General features: G+C 67.8%; 11 protein-coding genes. 4 read left to right on the top strand and 7 right to left on the bottom strand.

Going from position 1 to position 13,072, the window contains the following annotated elements:
* The first annotated feature begins 8 nt into the window (after positions 1-8).
* From AB4Z48_RS15385 to AB4Z48_RS15395, 3 genes are read left to right on the top strand one after another with little or no spacing between them, the layout of a single operon-like run.
* Positions 9-2,000, top strand: a complete 1,992-nt coding sequence (locus AB4Z48_RS15385; RefSeq protein WP_441615330.1) for an acetyl/propionyl/methylcrotonyl-CoA carboxylase subunit alpha — start codon at positions 9-11, stop codon at positions 1,998-2,000.
* Between the two features lie 26 nt (positions 2,001-2,026).
* Positions 2,027-2,812: an enoyl-CoA hydratase/isomerase family protein gene (locus AB4Z48_RS15390; protein WP_441615332.1), complete on the top strand. Its 786-nt coding sequence runs from the start codon at positions 2,027-2,029 to the stop codon at positions 2,810-2,812.
* A gap of 45 nt (positions 2,813-2,857) precedes the next feature.
* Positions 2,858-4,468, top strand: a complete 1,611-nt coding sequence (locus tag AB4Z48_RS15395) for an acyl-CoA synthetase (protein WP_441615334.1) — start codon at positions 2,858-2,860, stop codon at positions 4,466-4,468.
* Positions 4,469-4,611: 143 nt separating this feature from the next.
* Here AB4Z48_RS15395 and AB4Z48_RS15400 read toward each other — a convergent pair whose 3' ends face one another.
* The 5 genes from AB4Z48_RS15400 to AB4Z48_RS15420 form a co-directional block, all read right to left on the bottom strand.
* The gene (locus AB4Z48_RS15400) at positions 4,612-6,180 is read right to left on the bottom strand and encodes a UxaA family hydrolase (protein WP_441615336.1); all 1,569 of its coding nucleotides are present in this window, start codon (positions 6,178-6,180) and stop codon (positions 4,612-4,614) included.
* A gap of 59 nt (positions 6,181-6,239) precedes the next feature.
* Positions 6,240-7,037 carry a transporter substrate-binding domain-containing protein gene (locus AB4Z48_RS15405; protein ID WP_441615338.1) on the bottom strand — a complete coding sequence of 266 codons (798 nt, stop codon included), beginning with the start codon at positions 7,035-7,037 and terminating at the stop codon, positions 6,240-6,242.
* Positions 7,038-7,090: 53 nt separating this feature from the next.
* The gene (locus AB4Z48_RS15410) at positions 7,091-7,819 is read right to left on the bottom strand and encodes an amino acid ABC transporter ATP-binding protein (protein WP_441615340.1); all 729 of its coding nucleotides are present in this window, start codon (positions 7,817-7,819) and stop codon (positions 7,091-7,093) included.
* 34 nt (positions 7,820-7,853) lie between these two features.
* Positions 7,854-8,498, bottom strand: a complete 645-nt coding sequence (locus AB4Z48_RS15415; RefSeq protein WP_441615341.1) for an amino acid ABC transporter permease — start codon at positions 8,496-8,498, stop codon at positions 7,854-7,856.
* 63 nt (positions 8,499-8,561) lie between these two features.
* On the bottom strand, positions 8,562-9,245 hold the full coding sequence (locus tag AB4Z48_RS15420; protein ID WP_441615343.1) for an amino acid ABC transporter permease: 684 nt from the start codon (positions 9,243-9,245) through the stop codon (positions 8,562-8,564).
* Positions 9,246-9,560: 315 nt separating this feature from the next.
* Between AB4Z48_RS15420 and AB4Z48_RS15425 the strand changes: the two genes are divergently transcribed.
* Positions 9,561-10,607, top strand: a complete 1,047-nt coding sequence (locus tag AB4Z48_RS15425; RefSeq protein ID WP_441615344.1) for a GntR family transcriptional regulator — start codon at positions 9,561-9,563, stop codon at positions 10,605-10,607.
* Positions 10,608-10,656: 49 nt separating this feature from the next.
* Here AB4Z48_RS15425 and AB4Z48_RS15430 read toward each other — a convergent pair whose 3' ends face one another.
* Positions 10,657-11,832, bottom strand: coding sequence for an L-rhamnonate dehydratase (locus AB4Z48_RS15430; protein WP_441615346.1), 1,176 nt, complete (start codon positions 11,830-11,832; stop codon positions 10,657-10,659).
* A gap of 215 nt (positions 11,833-12,047) precedes the next feature.
* Positions 12,048-13,070, bottom strand: coding sequence for a 4-hydroxythreonine-4-phosphate dehydrogenase PdxA (locus AB4Z48_RS15435; protein ID WP_441615348.1), 1,023 nt, complete (start codon positions 13,068-13,070; stop codon positions 12,048-12,050).
* Positions 13,071-13,072 lie beyond the last annotated feature (2 nt).

Here is a 13,072-nt window from a genome sequence, read left to right on the forward strand (position 1 = left end):
GGGGCAACATGAAGCAGTCCACGCCATTCCACAAGATCCTGATCGCCAACCGCGGCGAGATCGCCTTGCGCGTGATGCGCAGCGCGGCCGCGCTCGGCTACCGCACGGTGGCGGTCTACTCCAGCGCCGACGCCGGCGCCCGCCACGTGGCCGAGGCCGACCAGGCCGTGCACATCGGCGAGGCCGCGCCGGCGCAATCCTACCTGCGCATCGAAGCCATCATCGACGCCGCGCGACGCACCGGCGCCGACGCCGTGCACCCCGGCTACGGCTTCCTGGCCGAGAACGCCGCCTTCGCGCGCGCCTGCCGCGAGGCCGGGCTGGTCTTTATCGGCCCGTCGGCCGAATCCATCGTGGCCATGGGAAACAAGGCCGGCGCCAAGCGGCTGATGATGGCGGCGGACGTGCCATGCATTCCCGGCTACCAGGGCGAAGACCAGGACGAGGCGCGGCTGTGCGCCGAAGCCGGGCGCATCGGCTTCCCCGTCATGATCAAGGCCACCGCCGGCGGCGGCGGGCGGGGCATGCGGCTGGTGCCGGATGCCAGGTCCTTCCCCGAGCTGCTGCGCAGCGCCCGCTCGGAAGCGCAAGGCGCCTTCGGCGACCCCGAGGTCATCCTCGAGCGCGCCGTGATCGAACCGCGCCATATCGAGATCCAGGTCCTGGCCGACCGCTACGGCAACGCCATCCACCTGGGCGAGCGCGATTGCTCCGTGCAGCGCCGCCACCAGAAACTGATCGAAGAGGCCCCGTCGCCCGCCGTGAGCCCGGAGCTGCGCGCGCGCATGGGCGCCACCGCCGTGGCCGCCGTCAAGGCCATCGGCTACGAAGGCGCCGGCACGCTGGAATTCCTGCTCGACCGCGATGGCAACTACTACTTCATGGAGATGAACACGCGGCTGCAGGTGGAGCATCCGGTCACGGAAGCCATCACCGGGCTGGACCTGGTGGCGCTGCAACTGCGCATCGCCGCCGGCGAGCCGCTGCCGCTGGCGCAGCAAGACGTGCGTTTCACCGGCCACGCCATCGAGGTACGGCTGTGTGCCGAAGACGCGCAGCAGGGCTTCATGCCCCAGAGCGGCACCGTGGCGCTGTGGCAGCCCCCGCCCGCGCTGCGCGTGGAGCATGCGCTGTGCGGCGGCGCGGCCATTCCACCGTACTACGACTCCATGATCGCCAAGCTGGTCAGCCACGGCGCGGACCGCGAAGAAGCCCGCCGCCGGCTGGCGCGCGGGCTGGAAGACCTGGTGGCGCTGGGCGTCACCACCAACCAGGCCTTCCTGGGCCGCTGCCTGGCGCATCCGGCGTTTGCCGCCGGCCAGGCCACCACCGCCTTTATCGGCCAGCACCAGGATGCGCTGCTGCGCCCCGATGCCGCGCAGAACGAGCGGGCAGCCGCGCTGGCGGCGCTGCTGCTGTACGAGACCGCGCCCGGCCGCGCAAGCGGTGTGCCGTCGGCCAGCCTGGCCCCGGCGCTGCCCATCGGCCTGCGCTACCGCGTGGCAGGCACGGAGTACCAGGCCAGCCTGGCGTTCCGGGGCGGCAACCGCTTCGAAGTCGCCTTGGGCCAAGCCCGCTTTGCCTTCGAAACCATCGCCCTCGGCGAGCACACCGTGCGTTTCAGTTGCGACGGCCTGGTAGAAAGCGCGGTCTGCCACCGCGACGGCAACACCTTGCTGCTGCAGTACCAGGGCCAGCCGCTGCGGGTGGAAGACCACACCCGCGCCGCGGCCGAACGTGCCGGCGATGCCGCCGGCGACGGCAAGCTGCGTGCTTCCATGAACGGCCGCGTGGTCAATGTCATGGTGGCCACCGGCGACCGCGTCGAAGCCGGCCAGCCCATGGTCACGCTGGAAGCCATGAAGATGGAGCACATCCACGTCGCCCCGGCCGCCGGCCGCGTCGGCGCCGTGCACGTGCAGATAGGCGACCAGGCCGCCGCCATGCGCGTGATTGCCGAAATCGAGTTCGAGGCCCAGGTCCAGGCCCGGGCCGCCTGAACGCCGCCATCACCAGGAACCCTTACATGAGCGAAGCAGACAACCCGGCCGTCGTCCACGAGAAACGCGGCGCCGCCTTCTGGATCACCATCAACCGCCCCGACAAGCGCAACGCCCTCAACAAGGACGTGATCGCCGGCATCCGCGCCGGCTACCGCGCCGCGCATGCCGACCCGTCGGTGCGCGCCATCGTGCTGACCGGCGCCGGCGACAAGGCCTTCTGCGCCGGCGCCGACCTGCAGCCCGGCAAGGGCTTTGCATTCGACCTGTCGCAACCCAACCTGGACTACGCCGACATGTTGCGCGAAGCCCAGCAAGCCACGCTGCCCAGCATCGCCCGCATCAATGGCACCTGCATGGCCGGCGGCATCGGCCTGCTGTGCATGACCGACATGGCGGTGGCGGCCGACAACGCGCTGTTCGGCCTGCCCGAAGTCAAGGTCGGCGTGTTTCCCATGCAGGTGCTCAGCCTGCTCCAGGCACTGGCGCCGCCGCGCCTGGTGCGCGAATGGTGTATCAGCGGCGAGCCGTTCACCGCCGCCGAGGCCAAGGCTGCCGGCCTGGTCAACCATCTCGCCGCGTCCGCCGAGCTGGACGCCCGCACCGACTGGCTGGTGGCGCGCGTGGCAGACAAGTCGCCCACCGCCATCCGGCGCGGCAAGTACGCCATGCAGGCCATGGCGTCGATGAGCTTTAGCGAAGGCATTGCCTACACCGAAAGCCAGATCGCGCTGCTGGCGATGACCGAAGACGCGCGCGAGGGGCTGGCTGCCTTCAACGAGAAGCGCAAGCCGGTCTGGACGGGCAAATGATGACACCGGCGCCAGCCGGCAACTTGTGAGACAGGGGAATCGCGTATGGGAAACGCCGTAGCGGGACAAGCCATGTCGGTAAAACCATCCTCGGCGGCCGGCGACAGCGCCGGCCTGCTGGCCCTGGGCATGGCCCAATGGCTGTGCCGCCGCGCCGCCCGCGGGCCGCAGCGGCCCGCGCTCACCGGCGCCGGCCAGACCTGGAGCTATGGCGAGCTGGTGATCAAGGCCGGGCAGATGGCCGCCGTACTGGCCGCCGGCGGCGTGCGCCCGGGCCAGCGCGTGGGCTACCTGGGGCTGAACGATCCGCTGTTCCTGGTCACGCAGTTCGCCTGCGGCTGGCTCGGCGCCATCTTCGTGCCGCTCAATTTCCGGCTCACCGGGCCGGAACTGGCCTTCATCCTCAACGATGCCGGTGTCCACACCCTGTTCGCCGACGAAGATTATGCCGGCCTGATCGACGAAATCCGCCCCAGGCTGGAATGCCAGCGCTACCTGCGGCGCGGCCCGGCACCCGGCTGGGAAGGGCTGGACGCCCTCATGGCGCGGGCCGCCGCGGCGCCCCCGCTGGCCGCCACCCACCCGGACGACGTGGCCGCCATCATGTACACATCCGGCACCACCGGCCACCCCAAGGGCGCCATGCTCACGCACGGCAACTTCTGGTCCAACAACCTCAACGTCATGATGATGAGCGACATCGCCAGCACCGATGTCGCGCTCAACTTCGCCCCGTTGTTCCATGTCGGCGGCATGTGCTGCGTGACCTTGCCGATCCTGATGGCCGGCGGCCACCTGGTCCTGCAACGCAGCTTCGACCCCGGCAGCGTGATGCAGGCCGTGGCCGAGCACCGCGTGACGCTCAGCTTCGCGGTGCCTGCCATGCTGCTGTTCGTCAGCCAGCACCCGGACTTCGAGCGGGCCGATCTCTCCAGCCTGCGCAGTATTTCGGTAGGCGGCGCCCCCATGCCCGAGCCCCTGCTGCGCCTGTTCTCCGCGCGCGGCATCCCCGTCAACCAGGGCTACGGCCTGACCGAGACCGCTGCCGCCACCACCTTTCTCGCGCCCGAGCGCGCGCGCGACAAGCTGGGCTCGTGCGGCACCCCGGCCATCCTCACCGAAGTCTGCATCCGCGACTTCGACGGCAGGTCCGTCACGCAGCCTCACCAGCGCGGCGAAGTCTGCGCGCGCGGCGGCAACATCATGAAAGGCTACTGGAACCGCCCCGACGCCACCGCCGGCGCCTTCTACGACGGCGGCTGGTTCCGCACCGGCGACATCGGCTACGCAGATGAGGAAGGCTTCTACTACATCTGCGACCGCCTCAAGGACATGGTCATCAGCGGCGGCGAGAATGTCTACCCGGCCGAAGTGGAAAGCGTGCTGTACGAACACCCGGCCATCGCCGAAGTCGCTGTGATCGGCGCGCCCGACCCGCGCTGGGGCGAGCATGTGGTGGCCGTGGTGGCGCTCAAGCCCGGGCTCAGCCTGACGCTCGAAGCGCTACAAGACTTTGCCGAACCCCGGCTGGCGCGGTACAAGCTGCCGCGTGAACTGCGCGTGGTGGGGGCGTTGCCGCGCAATCCAACCGGCAAGGTGCTCAAGATGCGGCTGCGGGAGCAGGGCGCCGGCCAGGACTCAGGGCAGACTGCCTAGCCAGAACAAGGCGCCGTTCGGCGCCGTGGAAGCATCCCGGCGGGGCGTTCGAGGTGGCGCTGGTGCTGGAGTGGCGCCGAGCCGGGGGTCGGTGCCCGGTGGCGCGCTGGCCCGGCTCAGGTGATCGCCCCGGGGGTCGCCCCTCAGGTAATCGCACCCAGCTGCCAGGGTACGAACTCGTTCTGCCCGTACCCATGCAGCTCGCTGCGCGAGCGTTTGCCCGAAGCGGTATCCAGCATCAGCCGGAACAGCTCCGCGCCCAGCCCGGCAATGGTGGCGCTGCCGTCCAGTACCGCGCCGCAGTTGAGGTCCATGTCGTCGGACTGGCGTTGCCACAGGGCGGTGTTGGTGGCGAGCTTCACCGACGGCGAGGGCGCGCAGCCGTAGGCCGAGCCGCGGCCGGTGGTGAAGCAGATCAGGTTGGCGCCGCCGGCCACCTGCCCGGTGGCGGAGATGGGGTCGTAGCCGGGCGTGTCCATGAAGACCAGCCCGCGTGCCCGCACCGGTTGCGCGTACTCGTACACTTCGGCGAGATTGGTGGAGCCGCCCTTGGCGATGCCGCCCAGCGACTTTTCCAGCACGGTGGTCAGGCCGCCCGCCTTGTTGCCGGCGGAAGGGTTGTTGTCCATGCTGGCGCCGTGGCGCTCGCAATAGGCTTCCCACCAGCGGATGCGCGCCACCAGCTTCTGGCCGATCTCCGGCGTTTGCGCGCGCCGCGTCAACAGGTGCTCGGCGCCATAGATCTCCGGCGTCTCCGACAGGATGGCGGTGCCGCCGTGACGCACCAGCAGGTCCACCGCCGCGCCCAGCACCGGATTGGCCGAGATGCCGGAGTAGCCATCCGAGCCGCCGCACTGCAGCCCCACCACCAGATGGCTCGCGGGTACCGGCTGGCGTTCCACGGCATTGGCCGCGGGCAGCATCGCCTTGATCAGTTCGATCCCGTGGGCAATGGTCTTGGTGGTGCCGCCGGTGTCCTGGATGGTGAAGGTCTGCAGGCGCGCGCTGTGGGTGAGTCCCTGCGTGGCCAGCAGCGCGGAGATCTGGTTGGTCTCGCAGCCCAGGCCGATCACCAGTACGCTGGCAAAGTTCGGGTGGCAGGCATAGCCGCCGAGCGTGCGCTGCAATACCGCCAGCCCTTCGCCCTGCGGATCCACGGCGCAGCCCACGCCATGCGTGAGCGCGACCACGCCATCCACATTGGGATAGTCCGCCAGCGCCTCCGCATGGATATCGCGCCGGAAGCGATCCGCGATGGCGCGTGCCACGGTGGCCGAGCAATTCACCGAGGTCAGGATGCCGATGTAGTTGCGCGTGGCCACGCTGCCGTCGGCGCGCACGATGCCGTCGAAGGTGGCGGGAACCGCTTCGGCCTGCACCGTGCGGGCCTCGGCGCTGTAGGCATAGTCCCGCGTGAAATCGCCCATCGCCAGGTTATGCGTGTGCACGTGCTGGCCGGCGCGGATGTCCTGGCTCGCAAAGCCGATGATCTGGCCGTAGCGGCGCACGGCCTCGCCGCTCGCGATGGCGCGCGTGGCGATCTTGTGGCCGGGCGGGATCAGGCCGATCACGGTCACGCCTTCTTCCGCGACCGTGGTGCCGGCGACCATCTGGTCACGCGCGATGACGACATCGTCATCGGCATGCAGCCGGATGGTGCGCGACGTGCGCGGAACTTCGGCGGGGGCTGCTGCAAGGGTGTCTGTGCTCATGGAATGGCTACTCGCGGTTGGATTGCGCGCCAGGGTGACCTGCGCCGTGGTTGCGTCTCTTACTTGAGCATCTCTTCAGGCAGCGCGATGCCGAAATACTGCTTGTAGATCGTGTTGATCTTGCCGTTCTTCAGGTTGGTCTTGACCCAGGTGTCGAGCCAGCCCTTGAGCGCGGTGTCGCCCTTGCGCACGCCGATGGCATACGGATAGGCCTTCATCACGAACTTGATTTCCAGGTCGCGCGTGGGGTTGCTCTTCTTGACCACCGGAATCACGCTGATGGCCGCGGCAAGGTAGTCCTGCTGGCCGGTGGATACCGCGGTGTTGGTGGTGGCGTCGTCTTCGTAGCGCACGATGTTCACGCCGCTGATTTCCTTGGCGCCGCGGGTCAGTTCCTGGTCGGCCGTGGTGCCGCGCGTGACCGCGATGGTCTTGCCGGACAGCTCGGGGAACGATTTCAGCTTGGCTTGCGCCGGGCCGCCCACCACCACCGGCACCACGCCGTAGGGTTCGGAGAAGTCGATGACCTTCTTGCGCTCGTCCGTTACCGAGAACGAGGCCAGCACCACGTCGGCCTTCTTGGTCAGCAGGTAGGGCACGCGGTTGGGGCCGGTCACGGGCACGATCTCCAGTTCCACGCCGAGGTCCTTGGCCAGCAGGCGGGCCGTGTCCACGTCCGAGCCGCTTTGCTTGGCCTGGCTGTCGAGCATGCCGTAGGGCGGGGCGCCGATATCCACGGCAACCAGGATCTTCTTGCGTTGCTTGATGGTGTCGAGCGTATCGGACCAGGCGCTGGCCGATGCGCCCGCGAGCAGCAGGGCGGCGAACGAGCCGAGAAGGCGGCGGTTGATGTGCATGGGGTGTCTCCGTGTGGTTTTCGTTGAAAGGCTCGGGCTCTGCGAAGCGGGAATCAGAGGCCGTTGCCGACAAACTGCTTGAGTTCCGGCGTGGCGGGCTGGTCCAGCAGCTTGCCGCTGCCGCCTTCCCAGACGATGCCCTGGTGCATGAACATGATCTGGTCTGCCACCGACCGTGCGAAGGCCATCTCGTGCGTGACCAGCACCATGGTCATGCCGTCTTGCGCCAGGCGCTCGATCACCTTGAGCACCTCGCCGGTGAGTTCAGGGTCCAGCGCCGAGGTGACTTCGTCGAACAGCATCAGGCGCGGCTGCATCGCCAGCGAACGGGCAATCGCCACGCGCTGCTGCTGTCCGCCGGACAGTTGCTCCGGGTAGTAGCTGGCGCGCTCTTCCATGCCCACTTGCTTGAGCACGTGCATGGCCAGTTCGCGCGCTTCTTTCTTGCCCACGCCCTTGACCTTGCGCGGCGCCAGCATGACGTTCTCTTCCACGGTGAGATGCGGGAACAGGTTGTAGCTCTGGAAGACGATGCCGACTTCCTTGCGCAGCTCGCCCAGCGGCACATCGCCGTCGTGCATGGCGTGCCCGCATACATGCAGCGCGCCACCGCTCACGCGCTCCAGCCCGTTGATGCAGCGCAGGGCAGTGCTCTTGCCCGAACCGCTGCGGCCGATCAGCGCCACCACCTCCCCGGCGCGCACCGAGAAACTTACGCCCTTGAGGATCTCCACCTGCCCGAAGGATTTGCTCACCTTGTCGAAGCGGACGATATCTTCCATGCTTGTCTCCATGATTTCTTTGGTCCTCGCAGGCTCACACCCGCTTGAAGCGGCGCTCCAGCCGGTACGACAGCGACGACAGCGGATAGCAGATGGCGAAGTAGAGGGCGGCCGCGATCGAGAACACCACGAAGGGCTCGAAGGTGGAGTTGTTCACCACCCGTGCCGAGTAGGTCAGGTCGAAGAAGCCGATCACCACCGCGTACGAAGAGTTCTTCACGATCTGCACCAGGAAGCCCACCGTCGGTGCCACCGCGATGCGCGCGGCCTGCGGCAGGATCACGTACACCACGCGTTGCAGCGGCGTGAGCGCCAGGCACTCGGCGGCTTCCCACTGGGTGCGTGGCACGGCCTGGATGCAGCCCTTCCAGATCTCGGCCAGGTAGGCGCTGGAATATGCCGTCATGGCGATGCCGGCGGCCACCAGCGCGGGCAGGTCAAAGCCGCCCACGCTGATGCCGAAGTACACCACGAACATGATCACCGGCAGCGGCACGCCCTGCACGAGCTGCACGAAGGCACCCGTCACGGTGCGCAGCACGCGCCCGCCGCGGCTGCGCGCGAGAGCCAGCGGCAGGCCGACCAGCGCGCCACCGAAAAAGCCCATGGCGGACAGCAGCAAGGTCCAGCCCGCGCCGCGCAGGATGAACAAGACTTGATCCAGGGAAAGGCTGGACATGATGCTTGGCTCCGCGTCGAAAGTAGAAGGGGAAGAAGGAAGAGGGAAGGGGGAAGGGGAGGATCAGAGCGGTGTCTTCAGGCGCCGGCGGCGCGTGAAGGCCACGGCGCCCACGCCGGCCATCGACAGCCGCAGCAGCCACGACAGCGCCAGGTACACCACCGCGATGACGATGTAGATCTCGAAGCCGCGGAAGGTCTCCGACTGGATGCGATAGCCCGCCGCGGTGAGCTCTTCGGCCGAGATCTGCGACATGATCGAGGTAGCCAGCATCATCAGCACGAACTGGCTGATCAGCGCCGGGTACATGCGCTCCACCGCCTGCGGCAGTACCACCAGGCGCATCATCTGCCAGCGCGATAGCCCCAGGCACGAGGCCGCCTCCAGCTGCCCGCGCGGTACCGACTCGATCCCCGCGCGCACGATCTCCGTGGTGTAGGCCGACACATTGACCACCAGCGCCAGGACCGCCGCCACCATGGCCGGCACGCGCACATGCACCGCCGCCAGCCCGAAGAACAGCCAGAAGGCCTGGATCACCAGCGGCGTATTGCGAATCACATCCACATAGGCCGTCACGCAGCGGCGCGCCCAGGCCGGGCCCTCGGTGCGCACCACCGCCAGCGCCGTCCCCAGCACAAAGCCGAACACGATGGTGGCGACCGACATGCGCAAGGTCAGCCAGACCCCGTCGAGCAGGTCGCGCCAGTTGGCGGACAGGAAGCTGAAATCGAACTGGTAGTCCATCGGGGATGCGCTCTTTTGTTGGTGACGCCGGTTTGCCCGGCGCCCTGTCTCTCGTTCTTTGCGGGTTCGGATCCGCGTTGGCGATCCGGCATGGGTCCCAATATATGACGATTGCCGGCAATGGTCAATATTCGGGCTTACCCGTGTATCATCTCTCCGTGTGCAGCCTGATACTGGGCGCCAGCCAGATAGCCGATACTTATGCCTGGCGCACAGGCAGTGCTCATGCAGGTGTTCTTGCAGGTGCTCATGCAGGTGTTCTTGCGGACATGAGCGCGCCGAACCATCCATACCAGCTACAGAACCGGAGACAACGTGCCGAGTCCATCGACGGCAACGCGCCAAGACAAACGCGCCGCCCCCTTCGCGCCCACGCAGGACACCGAGGACGGGTTTAGGCATGCGCCGATCTATGCCGTCATGGTCGAACTGCTGCGCAAGGCCATCGTGGAGGGGACGCTGGCGCAAGGCACCGTGTTGCTCGAAGGACACCTCGCGGAGATACTGCGCTCCACGCGCTCGCCGGTGCGCCAGGCGCTGCGCGAGCTGGAGGCCGACGGGCTGGTCAGTCGTTTCGAAGGCCGCGGCTTCGTGGCCGGGCCCGCCGGCACGGCACCCCGGCGCATCGCCCTGGACCCGGCGATGCTGGGCGTGGAGAGCGCGCCCGATGTCGCGCGCAAGACGCTGGGCTGGGAACTGATCTACGACGAGGTGGAGCGCGACCTGGTGCACCTCTCGGTGTTTGGCCGCTACCGCGTCAACGAAGTGGAGCTGGCCCGCCATTTCAACGTCGGCCGGACCGTGGTGCGCGACGTGCTGCTGCGCCTGGAAAGCCTGGGCATCCTGGAAAAGGACGAACGCCTGCGCTGGGTCATCACCCCGCTGGACGCGCAGCGCATCCACGATCTCTACGAACTGCGCTCGCTGGTGGAGCCCGCCGCGCTGCGCGGGGCCATCGGGCATGCCGACAATGCCGAGATCCAGGCCATGATCGCGGAGCTGAACAAGGTGCAGCGCGTCTACCCGCAGGTCAACCGCACCGCCATGGACAAGCTCGAGCACGACCTGCACGTGCAGCTACTGTCCCAGTGCCCCAACAAGGAACTGCTGAGCAGCCTACAGCGCACGCGCTGCATTCTCACGCTGAGCAAGCACGTGCTGGGCGTAGCCATGCCGATGCCGGACGCCGACCCGTTCATGTCCGAGCACATCGCCGTGCTGCAGGCCGCTGCCGACGGCGCGCCGCAGAAAGCGGCCGATCTGTTGCGCGAGCACCTGGAACTGTCCTGCGACAAGGTGACCCGGCGCGCGGCACTGGTACGGGAGACCTTCCCGCTGCCCAAGGTCTCGTATATCGCGTGAGGCAGCAAGCGGCCGTGCCTCACGCTATCTGCTGAGTGGCGGCGGAGCCTTACCCGATGATCTCGAACTCGCCGAAGCCGGCCTCGTTGAGCGTCAGCCCCAGGCCCGGCAGGTTGTCGTCGAGCTGCAGGTAGCCCCTGTCGGGAGCGGGTTCGCCCTTGAAGATGTAGTAGAACAGCTCGTTGCCGACTTCCACGTCGTGCACCGGGAAGAATTCCGCCATCGGCGAAGCGGTCGAGGCCATGGTCAGGTGGTAGTTGTGCATCTGCCCGGCATGCGGGATGACCGGCACCGACCACGCCTCGGCCATGGCGTTGATTTTCTGTGCCGCCGTGATGCCGCCCACGCGGTTGGTGTCGTACTGGATCACGTCCACCGCGCGGCGTTCCAGCAGGTCCTTGAAGCCGTACGAGGTGAACTCGTGCTCGCCGCCGGAGATGGGGAAGGGGCTCATTTTCTTCAGCTCGGCGTAGCCTTCGATGTCGTCGGCGATGACCGGCTCCTCCAGCCAGCGCGGGTTGAACTCGGCCAGGCGCGGCAGCATGCGGCGCGCGTACTCGAGCGTCCAGCCCATGTAGCACTCCAGCATGATGTCAACCTTGTCGCCCACCAGTTCGCGCAGCAGGCGCACTTGCTCCAGGTTCTTCTGCATGCCGGCGGCGCCATCCTTGGGGCCGTAGCCGAAGCGCATCTTCATGGCCGTGAAGCCCTGGTCCAGGTAGCGCTGCGCCTCGCCGAGGAAGGCGTCGCGGTCATCGTTGTTGTAGAGCTTGGAGGCGTAGCACCAGATGGCTTCCTTGGTGCGCCCGCCCAGCAGCTTGAACACAGGCTTGCCGACCGCCTTGCCCATCAGGTCCCACAGCGCGATGTCCACCGCCGAGATCGCCGCCATGCCGATACCCTTGCGGCCCCACGCGTGCGTGCGCCGGTACATCTTCTGCCACAGGTATTCGTTGTCGAACGGATCCTGGCCAATCACGATGGGCGCCAGGTACTGGTCCACGATCTGCTTGGCCACGCGCGGCGCGAGTGCGCAGTTGCCGATGCCAACCAGTCCGGTATCGGTCTCCACCTCCACCACCAGCCAGCCGTGGAAGCGGAACGAGCCCATCGCATCGCCGCGCTCGAACAGGATGTCGGTGGCATTGGTGCAGAAGTGCGCCTGCGGCGGCACGGTCTTGCCCTTCCATTCGAAGACGCGGGCGCGGACATTGGTGATCTTCATGATGTGGCTCCTTCTTTGGTGCTGATGGGTTCGGGTTCAGGTTCAGGTTCAGGCTTCAGGTTCAGGCTCCGGCCGCGGATCCGGATGCGCGGGGTCCGCTCCTGACAGGTACACGCGCACGCATCCCCGGCCGGATCGAGGGCCGTCTTTGTCATGTCTTGCGTCGATGCGGCGCCGGCGCGGCGCCCGCCCGCTAAGGAGCGTGCCCGCCGCGCCTAGCCAGCGGCACGGCGCTGCGCCCCCATCTGGCAGGCCAGGTGGAATGCCTGCAGCGTGGCGCCCAGGTTCGCGCGGCCCTGCTGCGTGATATCGAAGGCGGTGCCGTGGGCCGGCGTGGTGATCGGCACCGGCAGGCCGCCCTGCACGGTGACGCCGCGCGAGAAGCCCATCAGCTTGATGCCGATCTGGCCCTGGTCGTGATACATGGTGACGATGGCGTCGAACTGCCGCTCGGCCGCGCCGCCTTGCACCTTGAGGAAGATGGTGTCGGCCGGGAAGGGGCCGTCCACCGCCATGCCGCTGGCCTGCGCGGCGGCGATGGCCGGGGCGATGAAATCGATCTCCTCGCGGCCAAAGGCGCCGTTGTCGCCGTTATGCGGATTGAGGCCGCAGACGCCGATGCGCGGCCGCGCAATGCCGGCGTCGCGCAAGGCCTTGTCGATCAGGCCGATGGCGGCGCCCACGCTGTCGCGGGTGATCATCGCGGGCACATCCTTGAGGGCCACGTGCGATGTCACGCGCGATGTCCACAGCCCGTCGAGCACATTGAACTCGCAGAAGGCGCCGTGGTAGCCGAGCTTCTCCGCGAACCAGTGCAATTCATCGTTGTGGCCCATGCCCGCGGCATGCAGCGAGCTCTTGTTGAGCGGCCCGAACAGGATCGCGTCGGCCTGGCCGGACTGCGCCAGTGCCAGCGCGATAGCCAGCGTGCCGAGGCTGTAGCGGCCGCCCTCGGCGCTGGCGGCGCCACGCGGGTAGGCCGGCTTGCCTTCGGGCTGCCAGTGGTAAAGGCGCGGGGCGCCGTCGGCATCGTTGCCAGCAAAGGCGGGCGCATCGGTTTCGCGCACATCGGGATTGATGCCGGCTACCTGCATGCCGTGGCGCCATTCATCGCGGTCGGCAATCAACAGGATGTCGGCCTGCCTGGCGGCGGGGTCGGCAAGCAGCTTCGCGATCAGCTCGGGGCCGATGCCGGCGGGGTCGCCGAGCACCATGGCGATTCTTGGGCGTGGAGTCATGT

It is taken from the genome of Cupriavidus sp. 2TAF22, from assembly GCF_052115045.1.
In the GTDB taxonomy this organism is placed as follows: Bacteria; Pseudomonadota; Gammaproteobacteria; order Burkholderiales; family Burkholderiaceae; genus Cupriavidus.

Coding starts and splice junctions, on each gene's coding strand:
- AB4Z48_RS15410 (WP_441615340.1), bottom strand. CDS start 7,819: ATGGAAGATATCGTCCGCTTCGACAAGGTGAGCAAATCCTTCGGGCAG.
- AB4Z48_RS15390 (WP_441615332.1), top strand. CDS start 2,027: ATGAGCGAAGCAGACAACCCGGCCGTCGTCCACGAGAAACGCGGCGCC.
- AB4Z48_RS15385 (WP_441615330.1), top strand. CDS start 9: ATGAAGCAGTCCACGCCATTCCACAAGATCCTGATCGCCAACCGCGGC.
- AB4Z48_RS15420 (WP_441615343.1), bottom strand. CDS start 9,245: ATGGACTACCAGTTCGATTTCAGCTTCCTGTCCGCCAACTGGCGCGAC.
- AB4Z48_RS15435 (WP_441615348.1), bottom strand. CDS start 13,070: ATGACTCCACGCCCAAGAATCGCCATGGTGCTCGGCGACCCCGCCGGC.
- AB4Z48_RS15415 (WP_441615341.1), bottom strand. CDS start 8,498: ATGTCCAGCCTTTCCCTGGATCAAGTCTTGTTCATCCTGCGCGGCGCG.
- AB4Z48_RS15430 (WP_441615346.1), bottom strand. CDS start 11,832: ATGAAGATCACCAATGTCCGCGCCCGCGTCTTCGAATGGAAGGGCAAG.
- AB4Z48_RS15400 (WP_441615336.1), bottom strand. CDS start 6,180: ATGAGCACAGACACCCTTGCAGCAGCCCCCGCCGAAGTTCCGCGCACG.
- AB4Z48_RS15395 (WP_441615334.1), top strand. CDS start 2,858: ATGGGAAACGCCGTAGCGGGACAAGCCATGTCGGTAAAACCATCCTCG.
- AB4Z48_RS15405 (WP_441615338.1), bottom strand. CDS start 7,037: ATGCACATCAACCGCCGCCTTCTCGGCTCGTTCGCCGCCCTGCTGCTC.